General features: G+C 68.7%; 21 protein-coding genes. 6 read left to right on the top strand and 15 right to left on the bottom strand.

Annotated features, from left to right (window positions below; all coding sequences use genetic code 11):
- Nucleotides 1-30: 30 nt before the first annotated feature.
- The 15 genes from FHX33_RS21115 to FHX33_RS21045 all read right to left on the bottom strand — a co-directional run bounded on the left by FHX33_RS21115 (nt 31) and on the right by FHX33_RS21045 (nt 11528).
- Nucleotides 31-456, bottom strand: a complete 426-nt coding sequence (locus tag FHX33_RS21115; RefSeq protein WP_021756251.1) for a ParB family protein — start codon at nt 454-456, stop codon at nt 31-33.
- Complete coding sequence (locus FHX33_RS21110; RefSeq protein ID WP_039920825.1) at nt 453-1250, bottom strand: ParA family protein; 798 nt, start codon at nt 1248-1250, stop codon at nt 453-455. The genes FHX33_RS21115 and FHX33_RS21110 overlap by 4 nt, the downstream gene beginning before the upstream one ends.
- Nucleotides 1251-1369: 119 nt before the next feature.
- Nucleotides 1370-1756 carry a single-stranded DNA-binding protein gene (locus tag FHX33_RS21105; RefSeq protein WP_021756253.1) on the bottom strand — a complete coding sequence of 129 codons (387 nt, stop codon included), beginning with the start codon at nt 1754-1756 and terminating at the stop codon, nt 1370-1372.
- A 65-nt stretch (nt 1757-1821) separates the two neighbouring features.
- Nucleotides 1822-2058 carry a hypothetical protein gene (locus tag FHX33_RS21100; RefSeq protein WP_021756254.1) on the bottom strand — a complete coding sequence of 79 codons (237 nt, stop codon included), beginning with the start codon at nt 2056-2058 and terminating at the stop codon, nt 1822-1824.
- A 155-nt stretch (nt 2059-2213) separates the two neighbouring features.
- Nucleotides 2214-2495, bottom strand: coding sequence for a hypothetical protein (locus FHX33_RS21095; RefSeq protein ID WP_021756255.1), 282 nt, complete (start codon nt 2493-2495; stop codon nt 2214-2216).
- 319 nt (nt 2496-2814) lie between these two features.
- Nucleotides 2815-3024: a hypothetical protein gene (locus FHX33_RS21090; RefSeq protein WP_021756256.1), complete on the bottom strand. Its 210-nt coding sequence runs from the start codon at nt 3022-3024 to the stop codon at nt 2815-2817.
- 25 nt (nt 3025-3049) lie between these two features.
- Complete coding sequence (locus tag FHX33_RS21085; protein ID WP_021756257.1) at nt 3050-3667, bottom strand: DUF6349 family protein; 618 nt, start codon at nt 3665-3667, stop codon at nt 3050-3052.
- Between the two features lie 29 nt (nt 3668-3696).
- A complete protein-coding gene (locus FHX33_RS21080; protein ID WP_021756258.1) occupies nt 3697-4581 on the bottom strand; it encodes an ArdC-like ssDNA-binding domain-containing protein in 885 nt (294 codons plus the stop codon).
- A gap of 366 nt (nt 4582-4947) precedes the next feature.
- A complete protein-coding gene (locus FHX33_RS21075) occupies nt 4948-6846 on the bottom strand; it encodes a hypothetical protein (protein WP_021756259.1) in 1899 nt (632 codons plus the stop codon).
- A 235-nt stretch (nt 6847-7081) separates the two neighbouring features.
- A complete protein-coding gene (locus FHX33_RS21070; RefSeq protein ID WP_183428951.1) occupies nt 7082-7315 on the bottom strand; it encodes a hypothetical protein in 234 nt (77 codons plus the stop codon).
- A gap of 59 nt (nt 7316-7374) precedes the next feature.
- Nucleotides 7375-8289 (bottom strand): FHA domain-containing protein, encoded by a 915-nt coding sequence (locus FHX33_RS21065; protein ID WP_021756260.1) that lies wholly within the window; start codon nt 8287-8289, stop codon nt 7375-7377.
- The gene (locus tag FHX33_RS21060) at nt 8286-9617 is read right to left on the bottom strand and encodes a MinD/ParA family ATP-binding protein (protein WP_021756261.1); all 1332 of its coding nucleotides are present in this window, start codon (nt 9615-9617) and stop codon (nt 8286-8288) included. The genes FHX33_RS21065 and FHX33_RS21060 overlap by 4 nt, the downstream gene beginning before the upstream one ends.
- A gap of 20 nt (nt 9618-9637) precedes the next feature.
- Complete coding sequence (locus FHX33_RS21055) at nt 9638-10696, bottom strand: M23 family metallopeptidase (RefSeq protein ID WP_021756262.1); 1059 nt, start codon at nt 10694-10696, stop codon at nt 9638-9640.
- Between the two features lie 2 nt (nt 10697-10698).
- Nucleotides 10699-11253: a hypothetical protein gene (locus FHX33_RS21050; protein ID WP_021756263.1), complete on the bottom strand. Its 555-nt coding sequence runs from the start codon at nt 11251-11253 to the stop codon at nt 10699-10701.
- On the bottom strand, nt 11253-11528 hold the full coding sequence (locus FHX33_RS21045; protein ID WP_021756264.1) for a helix-turn-helix domain-containing protein: 276 nt from the start codon (nt 11526-11528) through the stop codon (nt 11253-11255). Before FHX33_RS21045 ends, FHX33_RS21050 begins: the two co-directional genes overlap by 1 nt.
- A gap of 42 nt (nt 11529-11570) precedes the next feature.
- On the opposite strand from FHX33_RS21045, the gene FHX33_RS22245 reads away from it, so the two are divergent.
- The 6 genes from FHX33_RS22245 to FHX33_RS21015 form a co-directional block, all read left to right on the top strand.
- Complete coding sequence (locus FHX33_RS22245) at nt 11571-12302, top strand: DUF6668 family protein (RefSeq protein WP_307794843.1); 732 nt, start codon at nt 11571-11573, stop codon at nt 12300-12302.
- On the top strand, nt 12299-12607 hold the full coding sequence (locus tag FHX33_RS21035) for a hypothetical protein (RefSeq protein ID WP_021756266.1): 309 nt from the start codon (nt 12299-12301) through the stop codon (nt 12605-12607). Before FHX33_RS22245 ends, FHX33_RS21035 begins: the two co-directional genes overlap by 4 nt.
- Nucleotides 12608-12614: 7 nt before the next feature.
- The gene (locus FHX33_RS21030; protein ID WP_021756267.1) at nt 12615-13361 is read left to right on the top strand and encodes a DUF8175 domain-containg protein; all 747 of its coding nucleotides are present in this window, start codon (nt 12615-12617) and stop codon (nt 13359-13361) included.
- Between the two features lie 3 nt (nt 13362-13364).
- The gene (locus tag FHX33_RS21025; RefSeq protein WP_183428950.1) at nt 13365-14999 is read left to right on the top strand and encodes a TrbL/VirB6 family protein; all 1635 of its coding nucleotides are present in this window, start codon (nt 13365-13367) and stop codon (nt 14997-14999) included.
- Nucleotides 14989-16497 (top strand): SCO6880 family protein, encoded by a 1509-nt coding sequence (locus tag FHX33_RS21020; RefSeq protein WP_374113197.1) that lies wholly within the window; start codon nt 14989-14991, stop codon nt 16495-16497. Before FHX33_RS21025 ends, FHX33_RS21020 begins: the two co-directional genes overlap by 11 nt.
- A partial coding sequence (locus tag FHX33_RS21015) for an ATP-binding protein (RefSeq protein WP_246397675.1) occupies nt 16497-17833 on the top strand: 1337 nt, incomplete at its 3' end. The genes FHX33_RS21020 and FHX33_RS21015, both read left to right, overlap by 1 nt.

The following is a 17833-nucleotide window of genomic DNA, read 5'->3' as shown; positions in this document are numbered from 1 at the left end:
GGTCCTTCCGGATCGATACTCGAGGACGGTCTACAGGTTGGCCGCAGCGGCCCCCTGGGGCAGCTCACGGGCTCCCACGGGCGGGAACGGCTGCCCGTTGTTGTACTTGGCTTCCAGGCGCTCGACCTCGGCCATGACGGCCTTGTGGATGAACTGCGAGAGGTTGCGGCTGCCCTCAGTGGTCATCGTGTAGAGGATCGCGCCGCGCACGCGGTCGGTGTCGGCGGGGTCTTGGTAGAACGACACCTTCGCCCGTGACTTCGGCTCGCGTGGCGCGGGCTTCGTCGCGGCGCGCTCGGCAGCCTGGAGCTGGCGGGTCTGCTCTACCTGGTCGGCGTCCTCGTGCTGTTCTTGCGTCCACCGGGTGGCGTCGACGGCAGTCGGCGCGGCCGCGGGTGGCGGCGTGATGGGGCTCGATCCGGCGAGGCTGGATTTGCGTGGTGCTGGTCGGTTCATGATGCGGCTCCTTCGATCGCAGTCAGGTGGTCGGCGTAGATGGCTCCGAGTTCTGTCGCTTCGGAGCCGCCCCACTCGTCGAGGCCGCGTGCGGCCTCGGCCGCGTCGGAGATGACGACGCGCTTGGGGACGACGGGTGAGAGCATCCGCAGCCCTCGGGCCGTGATGGCTTGTCCCAGCTCGTCCAGCCATGTGCGGCCGCTGACGGTCTTTTCCTCGTGCTTGTTGACGATGACGCCCGCGACGCTCAGTCCGGGGTTGTAGTAGGCCCTGACGTTCTCGATCGTGTCGAGGAGCTGGCCGAGCCCGTTGGCGCTGAACAGCTTGGATTCGGTGACAACCACAACGGCATCGGCGGCCGTCAGGCCGTTGATGGTGAGCTGGTCGAGGCTGGGTGCGCAGTCGATCAGGATCAGGTCGTAGTCGTCGACGACGCTGGCCAGGGCCTCGCGCAGGCGGCCTTCTCGGCCGGCTCCGGCGATCACGAGTTCGTCGCGCACGTAGCCGAGCGTGACGCCACTGGTGGGCACGACGTCGAGGCCGGGCCAGACGCCGGGAACGATGACGTCGCGGATGGTCTCAGGTGCGCGCGAGCTGAGCGCGTCGGCAAGGCCGGCCTGGTCCTCCCCTACATCCTCGGCCGCGGCGATCGTCGTCAGGTTGCCTTGTGGGTCGTTGTCGACGGCGAGCACGCGCCGGCCTGCACGCACCGCGGCGCGCGCCAGGTGAAACGTGGTCGTGGACTTGCCGACGCCGCCCTTCTGGTTGCAGAGGGCGAAGATTCGAGCGGTCACGTTGGTTACCTCCAATGGGTCTAATAGTACTGTTACCGTCACGTCATGCTGCTGCGTTGTGTGCGCGTGGCGTGACAGGGCCGGGGAGCTGTCGGGCAGCTCCCCGGCCCTGCTTCGACTCAGAACGGGGTGTCGTCGTTGGTGTCGGCGGCGGCCGTCGCGCGCTGGACGGTGACGCTCTGTCCGCGCAGGCTCACACCGATTTCGTCGGCGCGGACCTCGTGCTGAAGCCGGGTTCCCTGCTCGCCCTTGTACTCGGTGATGCGGTAGCCGCCGGAGAAGGTAACGCGGATGTTTCCGCCTGCCTCGGCCGCGTCCACGAGGTTCTGCGCCTGGTTGCCGCTCACGGCGACGTCGTAGGCCGTGGCCGGACCGTCGCTGTAGGAGCCATCCGACTGACGGATGCGGTCGCTGACGATGACGCGGGCGTAGGTGTACGGGCCGTGCTCCCCCTCCCGGAGCGTGGGCGTCTCGGCCAGGTTTCCAGTGCGAGTGATGTAGCTCATTTCGATTCCTCCCAGAATGATGGTGCCTCTAACAGTACTGTTGGGGTTTATAGAGTTGCAATGACCTAGTAGCGCTCGACCTCCATCTCTCGGCCGTCCATCTGGGGCGGGTACAGCACCCACTCGATGCCGCTGACCGGGTTGGGGTTCTCGACGCGGACGCCGCGCACGGGCGAGCCGAACTCGATCGGCCCCAGCTCGTCGGTGACGCGCAGCGGCGTGCGGTAGATGCGGCCGCCGTGGCTGAGGATGCGGTCCCCGATCCGCAGGTCTGCGAGTCGAGTGACGATGATCTTGGACATGGCTTCTCCTATGGAGTGATCTAACGGTAATAGTACTGTTAGGGTCGTTGGGGCTGTTTTATGTTCCTGCTGGTTCGTGCCGGTGGATGTCGACTGGGCTACTTATGGCCCTTCGTTCACCTCTAATAGTACTATTACCGGCGTTGGGGGTCAAGTCACTGGCAGCTGTCACATTGCAGGGCTTCCATCGGGTCGATGGGCACCACGTACTCGGCCGCAGGGGAGCGGTAGTGGGCATCGCCTTCGTCGTCGCCCGCGGCGTGCGCCTCGATCCACATGTCCGCGCTGGCTGGCTCCCCGATCGCTCGAAGCATCCCCGCCAGGGCCTCGACCTCGCCGCAGCTCAGGGTCGGCCCCAGGTCGCCTGCCATGTCTCCGGCGGAGAACACCGCCGCGAATCGAGTGACGTCGCTGGTGTTGGTAATGAGTGTGCTCATCGCTTCTCTCCCTCTCCCTCTCCCTCATGTTGTTTTGCCGGGAAGGCACGTAGTGCCGTTCAGGGAGAGCGGTTGGAGTGCAACCCGCAGGGCGGCGGGGGAGAGAATTTCCGCGCGAAATAAGGGAGCTTGCGACCGCGTGCGGAAAATCTCGGCGGAGCTGGCTCCCGCAGGGAGCTTGCGCGGAGGCCGCCGACCGTAGAATGCCGCAGGCTTCCCGGCAAAAGACAGGGGCCGAAGGCCGTACAGTCGGCCGGCTCCGTCCGGCCGTCCGTTGTCGGCGCCGGCTCCGTCCGGCGCCGACCGCTCTGGACGGTGTTCAGTCGAAGCCGGGGCCGAAATTGTCGGTCCAGCATTGCGGATGAATGCCGGTTCGGATCAGCTCGCGTTCCGCGGCCGGCCTCGCGGGGGCGGCGTCCTGAATCAGCGCGCCCGCGCGCAGCGCGGCGGCTTCCGCGGCCGTGAGCTCGACGACGCTCGACCGGTGACAAAACATGCATGCGGGTGTGGTGTGCGTCTCGGTGGTCATGAGTCCTCCAATAGTGGTGTTGGGGTTAGTCGGCGGCGAGGTCGTAGCCGCCGAGCGGAGAGCGGCCGGGGACGTGGCGGCGTCCGTGCTCGCCGCGCTCGGTGAGGATCGGGACGCCGGGCCGCTGCCAGGCGGCCGGATAGGTGGCGGTGACCCATGCGGCGACGGCCGCGATCCGCTGCTTGTTCTCGAACCGGGCGAGCTTGCGGGGGAGGATCGGCAGCTCGCGCCATCCGGGGAGGGCGTGGTCGTGCCACGCCTCGACGGCGGCGCTCTCGTTGTCGGTGATGACGTGCCAGGCGCAGCGCGGGCAGTTGGCCTGATACCGGCCGCCGCCGGGCAGCGGGGCGGCGCTGTGGTCGTGGTCAACCTCACGGCACCAGGCGTCCGCGGTGAACATGTGCAGCTCGTGACCCTCGGTGACGGTCGGGCCGTCCAAGTAGTAGGCGCGGTGCCACATGTGGCTGCGGGGGATGCAGCCGAAGTGCCCGTGCTCGGCGCAATAGCGCTCGAACGCGGCGACCAGGGCGGCGGGTTCGTAGTAGTCCGCCGTGTAGCTGAGGGGCGCGCCATCCCAGGGGGTGGCGGCGACCGCCTCGCGCTCGAATTCGGCCAGGTCGAACAGGGTGGGCTCACCGGTCATTGCAGTTACCTCCAACAGTACTATTAGGGTCAGGCGGTGGCGAGCTCGGCCGCGGGCTCGGTGAGCGCGTCCGCGAGGGTGTGCGCGGCGCGCAGGACGTTGGCCGCGGTGGCCTTGATGGTGTCGGAGTCGCAGTTGCTCCACCCGGCGACGTAGCCGACGCTGTAGGCGCTGGTGTCCAGTCCGAGAATGCCGGCGACGACGTAGGCGACGCTCTCGGCTTCGGTTTCCTTCACGCCGCGGTGCTCGATGTACTCGGCCTGATCCTCCTCAGCGTGCAGGATCGCGTGCGCGGCCTCGTGCAGGGCCGTCTTGGCTGCCTGGGCGGGAAACAGGTTCGCGTCGATGACGATGCGTCGGGCCTCGGGGTCGGTGTAGCCGTTGGCAGCTCCCGCGATGGGCTCGCACTCGACGGTCCAGCCGGTGCCGGTGAGGTAGTCGGCGGTGGCCTCGAAGATGCCGCGGGCGTCGTCTCCGGTGAGCGGTCGCGCGATGTCGGCCGGGTCGCCGGCTTCCTCGTCGATGAGGTCGGTCTGTCCCATGTCGAACACGGAGACGGGGAAGAACCGCACGCGGCGCTGTTCTTCTTCCTCGCCGGTTCGTTCGTTCTCGACCGTCTCGCGAATCTCGCGGCCGCCAAAGATGCGGATACCGCGCTCGCCCTTGCGCACTTGGCGGTTGAGCTTCTGCCAGGTCCTGTATCCGGCGACGTGGGTCGCCTCGGGCCGCTGGGCGAAGATCAGCAGCAGGTTTCCCAGGCTGTAGCGGTGGAACGACTGGGCGAAGTTCAGGAAGGCCGCCCATGCCTCGGATTCGCGCAGCGCCTCGACCTGTGTCGCGATCGTCGCTTGCAGCTCCTCGGCCTCGGCACGACGCTCCTCGGCGCTCTTGGTGCTGGTGATCTTGCGGGCCATCTCGCTACCTCCGGTGACGGTATTAGTACTATTAGGGCCACTCAGACCCCCTCCACGTTTTCTTGCCGTGAAGGCACGAAGTGCCATTCAGGGCAGAGGAGGGAGTGCAACCCGCAGGGCGGTGGGGGAGAGAGTTTTCGGCCGATGTGAGGAGCGCAGCGACGCGGCCGAAAAGTCTCGGAGGAGCCGGCGGCGCAGCCGCTTGCGCGGACGACGAGGCCCGTAGAATGCCGCAGGCTTCACGGCGAGAAAACGAGCGCCGCAGGCGCGAGAAGCAGCCGGCCGCGTGCGGCCGTCGTTCACGGCCCGCAGGGTCGCGGGGAGTGCGAGGGCGCCGGCCCTCGTGTCGGCCGGCGGCCGACTCGCTCAGGCGATCCGCTCGTCTCCCAGCATCGTGTCGACAGGATCGGGCGCGATCGCTCGGCGGCCTTTGCTCGCCGTCGATGCCGTAGCCGCGCCGCTCAGCAGTGCACGTGCCATCCGGAAGTCGGCTCGACCGTTAGCGTCCCGCGGGTGTGCGCCATAGGCGTTTGTTCCCAAGTCGGGGAGGAGTGCGAGCTGGCCGGGTCCGGGTCGGCGGCTCGGGTGGGTGCGGCGTGGGGCGCGCATCCACGTCTCCTCGGCCTGCCACCACGCCCACAGCTCGCGCTCGACCGTGTAGCGGGCTGCGCGCGCCTGCAGTCGGCCGTCGACGTCGAGCTGCACGGCGGCGGCTCGACGGTAATCCACCGATCGCCGTCGCCATCCGTGGCGGGTGAGGACGAGGACGCCGGCACGGGTGAGCCGATCGAGGGCCGGCCGCACCTGGTTGACGGTGCATCCTGCGGAACGAGCGAGCGCGTCGACGGGTTGAGGATCCGTTGTGGTGCGGGCGTACATGTTCCCCGCGTGGAAGCCGAGCCCCGGTCCCAGCGTGAAGAGGTCGTGGGCAGCGTCCCGGGTTCTCTGGGTCAGGGTAGCCAGGAGGGTGGATCGTTCTGCGGACCCTGCCCCTGCGGGGCGCGGGTCCGCTTGTGACCGACTTGTAGATGCAGAGCTGGGGATAACCGATTGAGGGTCGATGGTCCAGTGCGCACCATGTGGACCATCGGCAGCGCGGGTCTGGGCGACCCACCCGTCCGCGGCGAGCCGTAGGAGCGCCGTCCTGGCCGTCTCCCGGCCGATCCCGGCAAACAGGGCGAGGCGGCGGGTATCGGCCTCTAGAGAGGCGCTGAGGGCTTTCAGGGCGAGCATGCACAGGACGTCGAGCACGCGGCGGTCGGCTGGGCCTCCTCGGTGGGCCCAGCGGCCGGCAGATGCGTCCGCTCGCGCCTGGACGTGGCGGACGTGGGCGGCGATCGCGTCGGCGCGGGCGTCGAAGGTGGGGTCGTCTCCGACCTGCCGGTCTGTGGTGGCCACGAACCGTACGGCCTTGTCCCATTGCCGGCGGAGGACGTGTGCGGCTCCGCCGCGGCCGCGAGGGCGGCGCTGTAGGCGATCGCGGTAGGACCGGACGTGCTCTAGGCCCGGTGCGTCGTCGACGAGCGCAGCGACGTCGGCGTGACGCCATCTGGCGGCCGCGGCGCCGACGAGGATGCGCCAGAGTACTGCGGAGGCGTCGCCAGAGGCAGCGTCCTCGCGCAGTGCGGCGGCGCTGCGTGCGGTGAGCTCGCGGCGCGGGCCGGGGAGGTACAGGCGGCCGTGCTCGTCGACGGGGATCGGGCGCTTGGGGTCGATACGCCCTGCGGGCTCAGCGCCGTTACTGAGCTTGGCCAGGGCCTCGACCAGGCCACGCACCTGCGCGGCCGTGGTCGTGGGGGTGGTGAGCATCCCGAGGTCGCCGCGCAGCACCGTCGAGCGGCCGCCGTGGCGGTGCGGGGCACCTGGCGGGCGCAGGCAACCGGTCTGCGGGTTCGTCAGGGGAACGATGTCGAGTGTTGGGCACACGTTGCGCAGGAAGTGCGCGAGGGTGGCGATCGTGCCTGCGTCGACGCTCTCGGAGAGAGCGGCCCAGACGTGGCGGCCGTGTGAGGGGCCGGACTCGCAGACTACGTGCTGAATGCCGGCGTCCGTGAGGAGGCCGGCGATCACGTCAGCGTCACGAGCTGCCGCGGCCGCGGCACCGGGCGTCTTGGCGTCGAGGTCGAAGCCAAGGAAGCGGAAGCGTCCGCTGGCGTCGGCCAGGTACATCGCCCACGGGCGCGTGGGCTCCTTGCCGTCGACGCGGCGGTGCGAGGGGTAGCGGTTCTGAACGTCGCCGTAGGCGTCGACGACAGCGACGCGCACGCTCGGCCGAGGGCTGATGGCCGCGGTGAGTATCCACGACGCGCCAGGAGCGCCGGAATATGCATAATCCGTCGCGAGGGTTATGATGGCACCGTCTTTCACGTAGTGGTTGACACAAACAGGCCCCGGTCGCCAAACCGGTTCCTCACATCGCTTGATCTGTTTCCGTCGCCAAACAGTCCAGATCAGGCACTTAGCTTCGGCCCCCGTCTCGCAAGAGGCGGGGGCTTGCTCGTTAAGCCGCTGTGATGGGCAGCTCCTCGTATTCGTGACGTGGGGGGAGCGCGGGCGCGTATTCGGGCATGCCGACTTCGCGCGCGAGCAAGGACGCGATGTAATCGTTGACGCTCATTCCTCGGGCCTCCGCTTCTTCGCGGACGGCCTCTCCGAGAGGGTTAGCTACACGCGAGATGAGGGCCTGACGGTCGCCTTTGCTGTGGCGGCCGCCACGGTATCGCTGCGCTGTCATGTTCGTGAGCCTAGGGGCGTTAAGAAACTGATTCTGGTAGGCCACGCGGGCGTGTTGCATCACTTCGCCTCCGATGGCGTGACCTCGATCGTGCATACGACGTCGCCCATGCGCAGGCTGGTGCCGGGTTCGATCGTGTAGGGCACGCCTGGCTCGAACCGGCGGGGTGGGTCGGTCTGCGTCTCGATGCCGTTGCCGCTGTGGTAGTCGGTGACGACGATGCGGCCCTCGTCGTCGACGTCGATGAGGGCGTGGGTGCGTGAGAGCATCCGCTCGGGGCTCTCGACGGCGATCGGCTTGCGATCGCCTACGGCGATGGGATGGCGGCCGAGCACGACGCTCTCGCTGGTGTCGACCGACTCCTGGGTGGTGAAGCGCAGGCGCAGGCGCGGCCGCGTGTTGGCCGGGGGAGTGGGCTTGGCCATGACCGTGTGGTCCAGCTCCTCGACGGGGACCACCACGGCGCGCACGAAGGGCAGCTCCTCGACGGTGGTCGCGGCGTCGGGGACGACGGCCTTGACGTCGATGGGGTCGGCTTCCACGCGGTGAGGCTCGGGCGTCTTGCACTGGACGCACACGGCCTCGGTGACGGGTTGGAGTCGCCGGCAGATGCGGCAGCGTCCCTCGTGGACGGTGAGCCCGTCTGCCGGCGGGATCGTGCCGGCGGCATCGAGGAGCTGCACGATGCCCTCGGGCCGAACCCCGAGCGTCCATGTCTGGCTGCTGTCCTTGACGGTGAGGCGCACCGGCCGGTGCAAGCGGATGGCGATCGCTACGCATCGGGCGATCATGCCGGTTCGCAGCTCCTCGACGCTGGTGGCTTCGCAGGGCCGCTCAGTGCCGTTGATCGTGATGCTGCCGATGTACGTCGGTGGAGCATCTGTGAGCTGGTCGCTGGGGCCGTGGATGCTGGCGACGACTTTGGGCCAGTCCGCGACGGCTTCTGATGCGCGGAGGGCCTGTGTGGCGCTCATAGCCCGCGGGCGACGGCGGCCGCGGCGGCCAGCCACGCCCGTTGCGTCGAGGGTCGCAGAGCGCCGTAGTGCAGCACGCCGTCGACCATTGCCTGGTCGAAGGGGATCGTGACGGCTTCGCGAGTGATGTCGCGGTAGCCGGCGGCGACGCGCTGCATGTCGGCCGGGGTGGCCTTGGGGTCGGCCTGCGTGACGATCACCACGGCGTTGTCGGCCAGCCGAGCGGATCGCTCGTCGCGGTCGGCCAGCGCTTCCAGGAGAAGCGCGCCGGCCTCGGCGTGGTCGTCGCGGGTGGTGGTGGCCACCACGAGCTGGTCGGCGTGATCGATCATCCGCCGCCACATCGGATCGGACTCGTCGTTGCCGGAGTCGATGAAGATCAGCCGGTAGTACTTGCTGGCGACGGCGTGGATGGCGTCGACGTCCTCGGGCTCGATGCGCTGCTCTTGGGCGAGCGCCATCGGCTTGGACCGGAGAACGTCGAAACGGTCGCGGGTCTGGTGGTGCACGTAGTGGGCGAGGTCGGCGGACTGGGCGCTGGTGCTCAGGAGCCGATCGACCTGGGGCAACAACTCGAGCAACGTCGACTCGTGCGGCCCCTGCTCGGTCCGCCAGCCGAGCGTGCCGCGGGTCTGGTTGTTGTCCCAGGCGAGCACGCCTGCGCCGCCGTAGCGGGCGAACACGCCTGAGAGGAGGACCGTGCTGGGGGTCTTGCCAGCGCCGCCCTTGCCGTTGACGATCGCGATCGTGCGCGGGCCGGGCCAGTGCTGGGAGACGGCGAGCACGTCGGCGCGCTCTGCGCGCTCCTCCTCGCTGGGGCTCATGCGGATGCCGGCGCGCGTTGCCAGGCCGCGCCACCCGGTGGTGGCCGGCTCCTCGATCTGTTCCCGCACCAGGAACGACTGGCGCATGGCTCGACGTGTCGGAAGGTCTGCCCTCGGCGCCGCGGCGGCCGTGGCGGTGACCCATGAGCCGGGGCCGGCCGACGCCGCGCCGGTCTCGTCGGCCTCCGCCTGCTGGGGGGCAGGTTCCGCAGCGGGCTCAGGGGCCTGCGGTCGTGCTTCGCGGCTGTCGTCCTCGGTCACGGTCTGGTCCGGGTGGATGATCAGCGGCCATTCCCCGGCGGGGTCACGGGTGAGGACGTGCAGCGGCCGGCCTAGCTGTTCGGCGCGGGCCGCGACGATCGCGACGACCTGAGCGCGCGCCTCGTCGACGTCGCCTGCGGCAACCTCCGTGACGGTGCCACCGATGGATACCTGGGCGGTGCCGTCCTCGTTGAGGGTCGCGGTGGCGCGGGGCCAGGCGGCTGCTTCCGTTGTCGTGCTCATGTGGGTGTTTCTCCTTCCGCTCATCCGCCGATGGTGATTCCCACGGTCTTCATGAAGGCCACGGGATCGGTGGGGGAGCCGTTGATCATCACTTGAAAGTGGAGGTGACAGCCGGTGGAGTCACCAGAGGAGCCGATACGGGCGATCTGCTGCCCTGCGGTGACCTTCTGGCCGTCCTGGACGAGGATGCCGGAGGCGTACATGTGCAGGTAGACCGTCTGCACGCCGCCGCCGTGGTCGATCACGATCGTGCCGTTGGAGCCGTAGCCGACGCCGAAGCCGGTGGCGATGACGGTGCCGGTCTGGGCGGCGTAGATGGGGGAGTCACAGCCACCGGCGATATCGACGCCGGCGTGGAGCTTGTACACGCCGCTGATCGGGTTCACGCGCATCCCGAAGGGATCGCTGATGGGGCCGGCGGCCGGAAGCGCCCAGCCCTGAGCGCTGACGGTACCGGTGCCGGTGCCGACCCCGGAGCAGACCTGGTTGCCGGTGCCGGTGCTCAGGCCGAGCTTGGCTCCGGTGAGCCCTTCGACGACGGCCACGGCGGCGTCCCAGTACTTGGCGTAGTAGTACGGGTCCGCGTTGACCTGGACCTTGTGCGCGGCGATCGTGGGCGCGAGGGAGTCGCGGTCGGTGATCGTGGCCAGCTTCTTGAAGAAGTTCGTTGCGCTGATGTAGGGGTCCATGCGGTCGCTGAGCGACCCCCATGCCCCGTTCGCGCGCTGCTGGAACAGGCCGCGGCTGTCCGGCCCTACAGCGTCGCCGTAGTTGAGCACACGCAGACCGGATTCGCCCATCGCCGTCATGACGCCGATGGTCTGGTCGCGGGAGCTGAGGTTGAGATCCTTGCCGGCCTGGATCACGTACGCGGCGTTCACGAGCTGGTCGTGCCCGTAGCCGCTGATCGTGGTGGCGGGCACCGTCTTGGGGTCGATGGTGACCGCGGCAGCACTGTTCCCGGTGGGGTTGCAGCTCGCGGACGCCGACGACGTGAGTAGCAGCATCCCGAACACCGTGGCGAGGATCAGCACGGGCACGGTGATGATCGCTACGAGCCCCCCAGACTTGCGATCCATCGTCAGTGTGTCCCTGCCGGAGGGGTGAATCGGCTGGCGAGCCAGGGCGACGCGCCGTCGCGTCGCGTGAGGATGATCGTGTAGGTGCCGGCGTCGGTGGGAACGTCCACCGAGACGGCGTAGGTGCTGCTGTCGTCGACGATGGTCCCGTTGCCGGTGAGCTTGTGCGCCGGGATGTTGGCGGGGTCGACGGACTGGTAGTCCTGCTGCGCCTGCGGCGTCAGGAGCGGCGACAGGGCCGCCCACCACTCAGTGGAACTGAGGTCCGGGCGCGCGAACGCCGTGAGCGCCTTCTCGGCCGCGGCAACGGCGCTACTGCGCTGCGTGGCGTCCCAGGCGGGTGCCGGGTTCGGGTTGACGGTTCCGCCGCCGGACTCGTCGTCGAGCTGGGTGCCGGGGGGAGCCGGTGTGAACGTGTTCAGGTCCGGGATGGAGACACCGGAGGGTGTGGGGGAAGGGCTCTCGGTCGGTCGCTGTTCGCTGTTACCGGCGCATCCGGCCAGCGCAACCGTGACCAAGACGACGCCGGCTAGACCGAGCGTGCGCTTTCCCCCCATTACCCCTCCTCGTGCTCCTCACCCCGCGCTGGCGGCTGTGTCCGCCGTGAGTTCGCCCCCTGCTCTAGAGCTTCCTTTAGTTCATCCCGCAGGATGAACCATGTAGCTCCGAGCTTGTAGCCGGGGATCACTCCGTCTTTGAGCCACTTGTAGACGCCGGGCTTCGTGAGGCCCAGCATCTCTGCAACCTCTGGGACGGTCAGTGTCTCCTTGCGCCCCTTGAACAGCGCATCAAGCCCTGACGTCACGGGGAACACCGGAAGCCGCAAGCGCATGCAGACAGTGTAAACGAAAAGTGGCTCTGTTGCACGCTGTTTATGCGTGTGTATCCCTGTAGCATGCTGTTGCTCCCAGTAGAACGATCGAGTATTCTTGTCGCGTTAGCGACGTCGAACACAATTATCGAGGGGGGAACGGTGAGCGACGGCATTAATCCATGGATATCCCGACCCACTGACCCTGAGCCGGCATCTCCAACGACCAGCGCACCGTCTGTTGCGCCGCCCACAGGCCCGGTCGGGCCTCAGCGTGGGGTTCCGGCCCCGGATCGCGTCGACCAGCTGCCGACGTACGATCGCCCGCAGACAGCGCCCCTGTGGTGGCTCGGAGCGCACGGTGGTTCTGGTGAGTCGAGCTTGGCCGCGCTCGTGCCTGACTGGCTTGCTGCCGATCACGGTTGGCCGCGTCCCCCAGCGGGGATGCCGGCGCGTGTCGTTCTCGTCGCCCGCTCCCACGCTTATGGGCTGCGTGCCGCCCAGGCGGCCGCAACGCAATGGGCGGCCGGCCTCGTTCCGCACGTGGAACTGCTCGGCCTCGTTCTCGTCGCTGATGCCCCCGGCCGGCTGCCGCGCCCGCTGCGCGACCTGGCCCAGGTGGTCGGCGGCGGTGTCCCGCGCACGTGGAACGTGCCGTGGGTCGAATCGTGGCGTCTGGGGGAGCCGCCGGCTCTTGCGGATGCTCCGCGGGAGGTTCATCGACTCGTCGATGAGCTGAGCGCGCTGGTCACACCCGGTGCAACGGGCACCACCTACCGAAAGGAACAGCGATGAGCACGCTGCACACCATCCTGACCGCGGCGAACGACTTCCTGGCGCATGTCCCGGCGGTCGACATTCCGAACCCGAACCCGCAGCAGCCGCCCGGCACGGGCGGCATCACCACGATCATGGCGTGGTTGAAGTGGATCGGGTACGCGGTGGTCGGCGGCTCGATCATCGTTGGCGGCATCCTGATCGCGGTCAGCTTCCGCCGCGGCGAGGGCCACGACGCCCTCCCGAAGATTCTCTGGCCGATGGCCGGCGCGATCGTGATCGGTGCGGGTGCCGCGTGGATCGGCACCATCGCAGGAGGGTGAGGTAGTCGTGAGCGACGAGAACCAGAACGAGAGCCAGAGCCCGTTCACACGTCCGGGCTTCATCGCCGCCGCAATCGTCGTCGCGCTGATCGTCGTGTGCGGGATCATCCTCGTGGCCGTCAACGTGGGCAAGGGGAGCCCTAACGCGGCTCCCACGTCCAGTACGAGCACGTCTCCCAGCGTCATCTCGTCGCCCGGCCCCGTGTCGGGCGACTCGAGCGTTTGCGGCCTCCGTGGGGTCCAGCTTTCCGGTACCGTCAGCGCGGCTCCCGAGACGTCATGGAAGTACCAAGATGTGCTCGCCTACCCGACGTCGCAGACCGCCGGCCCCGGTGCCACGGCCGCGTCCGGATACCGATACTGCTTCCAGCACACCCCCGAAGGAGCGTTGTTTGCCTCAGCAAACTTCGCGATTATGTCGTTCGATCAGTCGCTCCGAAGCACGTGGCTCCCGTACGTACTGGCCCCCGGCCAGAACAGGGACAGCCTGCTCAGCTCCGGGCTCAATGCAGCGAACCCATCCGGCATTCGAGCGTCGATCGCGGGATTCCGCGTGCTGTCGTACGACGGCGAGCACGCGCAGGTCGACGTCGCCTTCCAGGCCACGACTTCCGGCCAGATCGTCACTGGGTCGTTCGTCGCGAAGCTCATTTGGTCTGGCGGCGACTGGAAGCTCGACTCGTCCGCGCAGAACCCGGCGCAGGTTGATCAGCTTCCGAATCTTGCCGGGTACACGGCCTGGGCGGTGGGATGACCAATGGCTGGACAAGACTGCGGATTCCTCGGCACCGGCTGCGTCGTGCAGGACTGGGTGAACAGCGCGGTCGGTAATGCGATCGACAACATGGCGAAGGCGGTCCAGGAGGCTTTCGGTAAGGCGGTGGCCTCGCTGGGAACGGTGTGGGTGAACATCGGCACTCCGAACCTGACGGGATCGGGTGGCAGCTCGTCGATCGCCGCGGGGTCGTCGGCTCCGAATTCGGAGGGCATCACGACGGTGCTCAGCTATGTGACGTGGGTGTCCTTGGCCATCTGCGGTATCGCCATGATCATCCTCGGGATGATCATGGCTTCTCGCTTGCGATCGGGGCAGGGGATTGCGGCGGTCGGCCGCGCCGGCATCATCTTGGGCGCGGTGGTCCTGATCAGCGGGGCGAGTTCGCTCGTCTCGACGATCATCGCCTCGGGGCCAAGCGGCGCCGGAGGCGCGGTCGCGTTTCTGCAGGCGGGGCTCTGGTGGTACATGGGCGCGCTGGCCGTGCTGTCGGTGATCATCGGCGGTGCCCGGATGGCGTGGGAACAGCGCGCCGAACCGGGACGGGAGACGCTGAAAAGCCTCGTGACGCTGATCATCGTCGCGGGTGCCGGCGTGACCGTCGTCGGCCTCCTCGTCGCGGCGTCCGACTCGTTCTCGGTGTGGATCATCAACAAGTCGCTGGACTGCGATGTGGCCGCGACCGGGTCCACGTGCTTCGGCACGAACGTGCTGAACCTGCTGGCGCTGACGACGAACCCGGCCGCGGGCGGCCTGGGCTCGCTGCTGATCATCATCTTGGGGCTGATCGCGATCCTCGCGACGGCGTTTCAGATCGTGCTCATGGTCGCCCGCGGGGGCATGCTCGTTATCCTGACGGGCATCCTGCCGCTGTCGGCGTCGTTCACGAATCTCGAAACCGGCAAGGCGTGGTTCCGCAAGAACGTCGGCTGGCTGCTGGCGTTCATCCTCTACAAGCCGGCGGCGGCATTGGTGTACGCGGCCGCGTTCCAGCTCGTCGGCACGAACGTGTTCAAGGACGACGGGACGGGCCTGCTGGCCGTGCTCACGGGCCTCATGCTGATGGTGATCGCGCTGTTCGCGATGCCGGCACTGATGAGGTTCGTCACTCCGCTGGTCGGCTCGATGGCTGGTGGCGCGGGTGGCGCGATGGGCGTGGCCGCTATGGCCGCGCTTCCGACCGGAGCTGCGGCGCTGGGACGTCTCGGGACGGGTAGCGGTAGCAGCGGCTCCGATGGGGGCACTGGGAGCACGAGTTCGACCGGCTCGACCGGATCGCCCTCGGGCAGCCGCGGCGGCGGCGGTGCGCCTACGTCTCAGCCCGGCGGCGGCGGTGGTGCGTCCACGGGTGCAGCGAAGTCGACTGGTGCGGCCACGGGCTCCGGTGGTGGAGCTGCGGCCGGTGGCGGAGCTGCGGCCGGTGGCGCGGCCGCTGGAGGCGGTGCTGCTGCGGGTGGCGCGGCGGGTGGTGCGGCCGCGGGTGCGGCTGCCGGGCCGATCGGAATGGGCGTGGGGGCAGCGGCCGGCGTGGTCGCTGACGGCGCGAAGAAGGCCGCACAGGCCGTTCAGAGCGTTGGCGAACAATCTACGGAGGGAGGCCCCAGTGGTGGCCGTTGATTCAACTCAGGAAGGCCCTCGGACCTACGGCAACTGGCGGCGTCCGACGTCGCCGGGCCTGCTGGGTCTGGGCACGGTGGGTACGGGCCTGCTGTTCGTGGCCCTGTTCGCGATCCTGATCGCGCTCATGTCTGCCGGCATCCTGGCAGCGCTGATCACCGCGGCGATCGCGGGCGGTCTGCTGCTCCTCCTGGTGCTCAAGAACGCCGATGGGCGCAGCGTCCTCTCCCGCGCCTCCAACCGGATCGGATGGGCCTCCGCCCGTTCGCGCGGGACGCACCTCTACCGGTCCGGCCCTCTGGGCCGCACCGAGTGGGGCACCTACCAGCTTCCCGGCGTTGCGGCAGCGACGCGGCTCAGCGAGCACACGGACTCCTACGGGCGTCCGTTCGCGCTCGTCTACACGCCCGTCAGCAAGACCTACGCCGTGGTGATCGGGACCGAGCCTGACGGCGCGTCGCTGGTCGATCCGTTGCAGGTCGACACCTGGGTTGCCGACTGGGGTCACTGGCTGTCCCACCTGGCCGACGAGCCGGGTATCGAGGGCGCTTCGGTCGTAATCGAGACGGCCCCGGAGTCCGGCACCCGCCTGCGCCGCGAGGTCGAGCTGAATCTCGACCCGGACGCTCCCGAGTTCGCCCAGGCGATGCTGCGGGAAGTCATCGACACCTACCCCGCCGGCTCGTCGACGGTGAAGGCGTTCGTGACCCTGACCTTCAACGCGATCCCGCGGAAGGGTGCACAGCCTCGCAAGCCGGACGAGATGGCGCGCGAGCTCGCGGCACGCCTGCCTGGCCTGACCGGCAACTTGCAGGCCACCGGGGCGGGTGCCGCTCGCCCCCTCGCGGCGCAGGAGTTGTGCGAGACGATCCGGATCGCCTACGACCCGGCGGCCGCACAGCTCATCGACGAAGCGCACGCCCAAGGTGAGACGCCCGAGCTGTCGTGGCCGGACGTCGGGCCGACCGCGCATCAGGCGTCGTGGTCGGACTACCGCCACGATTCTGCGACGTCGGTCACCTGGGCGATGACTCAGGCTCCGCGGGGAACGGTGCAGTCGGGTGTTCTCGCCCGGCTGCTGGCCCCGCATCGGGATATCGCTCGCAAGCGGGTGACGATCCTCTACAAGCCGATCGATCCGGCCCGTGCGGCCGGACTCGTGGAGTCCGACCTGACGGCCGCGCAGTTCCGTGCCAGCGCGACGCGAAAGCCGCAGGCGCGTGACACCCTCGCGGTGCGCGCCGCGGCCGCGACCGCGCAGGAGGAGGCATCCGGCGCCGGACTGGTGAACTTCGCCATCTTGGTCACCGCGACGGTGCTCGACCCGGCCAGGGAGCCGGAGGCGGCCGCCGCGATCGACAACCTGTCGGCCGGCGCGCGCCTGCGCGTGCGCCGTGTGTACGGGTCGCAGGACTCGGCTTTCGCGATGGCGCTGCCGTTGGGGCTGATCCCGACCAAGCACGTTCAGGTTCCCTCCACGCTCCGGGAGCGGGTGTGATGACGATGGCGACGAACAAGAAGCGCAAGAGCACCAAGAGCCCCGCTCAGAAGGCGCAGACGACGACCGAGCCGCGCCCGCTGCGCCCCAGTGGGCGCGGCTGGATCGGTCGCGGCCGCGGTACTGCCGGATACGTGCAGGCACCCGTCGAGTACCGCGGCACCACCGTTCAGGTGTGCGGGCTGTGGCCGTTCTCGGTGGGTACGGGCGCACCGCTCGTGGGCGTGCCGCTGGGGCGGCACCTCTACACGGGTGCGACGGTCTGCGCGGACCCGATTTCGTGGTTCCAGCGCGCGAAGCTGATCAGCAACCCGAGCGTGTTCGTGCTCGGCTTGCCGGGCCTGGGGAAGTCGACGACGGTTCGACGGATGGCCGCCGGCTTGGCCGGCTTCGGCTCCATCCCGTTCATCCTCGGAGACTTGAAGCCGGACTATGTTGACCTGATCGAGGCCCTCGGCGGACAGGTGATCCGCCTGGGCCGCGGCCGCGGGCACCTGAACGTTCTAGACCCTGGCGAGTCGACAGAAGCCGCGCTGCGGCTGCGTGAGGCCGGGTATGAGAAGGAGGCGGAGGAGGTTGAGGCGGATGCCCACGGCCGACGCCTCACGATCGTCTCTGCCCTGCTGACGATCCTGCGCAAGCAGCCGCCGTCCGACGTCGAGGAGTCGATCGTCGACCAGGCGCTCCGCATCCTGGATCGTCGCTTCGTCGACCAGGTGCCGGTGCTCGCCGACCTGCTAGCGATTGTCCAGGAAGGCCCGGCCGAGCTGCGCGAGGTCGCCGTCGACCGTGGCGACTTTGCCGAGTACCAGCGCACGACCCGCGGGCTGGAAGCATCGCTGATCAGCCTCGCCCGCGGCGGCCGCCTCGGGGAGACGTTCTCTCGGCCGACCACGAATCCGATGCGCCGTGACCGTCCGGTGGTCTACGACATTTCCGGGCTAAAAGAGACCGACGTCGACCTGCGCGCCGCGACCCTGCTTGCCTGCTGGTCGAACGGGTTCGCCACGGTGAACGTGGCGAACGCTCTAGCTGAGGCCGGCCTAGAGCCGCAGCGCCACTACTTCGTGATCATGGACGAGCTGTGGCAGGCGCTCCGCTCCGGTAGCGGCATGGTGGATCGGGTCGACTCGCTCACCCGTCTGAACCGCCAGTTCGGTGTCGGGCAGGCGATGATCACCCACACGATGCGCGACCTCGACGCTCTCCCCACGGAGGAGGACCGGATGAAGGCGCGCGGGTTCGTCGAGCGTGCCGGCATGGTCGTGGTCGGCGGCCTTCCGCACTCGGAGATGCCGCTGCTGACCACCGCCGTGCCGTTCTCGCTGGCGGAGCA

It is taken from the genome of Leifsonia aquatica, assembly GCF_014190775.1.
Classification (GTDB): Bacteria; Actinomycetota; Actinomycetes; order Actinomycetales; family Microbacteriaceae; genus Leifsonia; species Leifsonia aquatica.
This window is presented reverse-complemented; position numbering and strand designations above follow the sequence as displayed.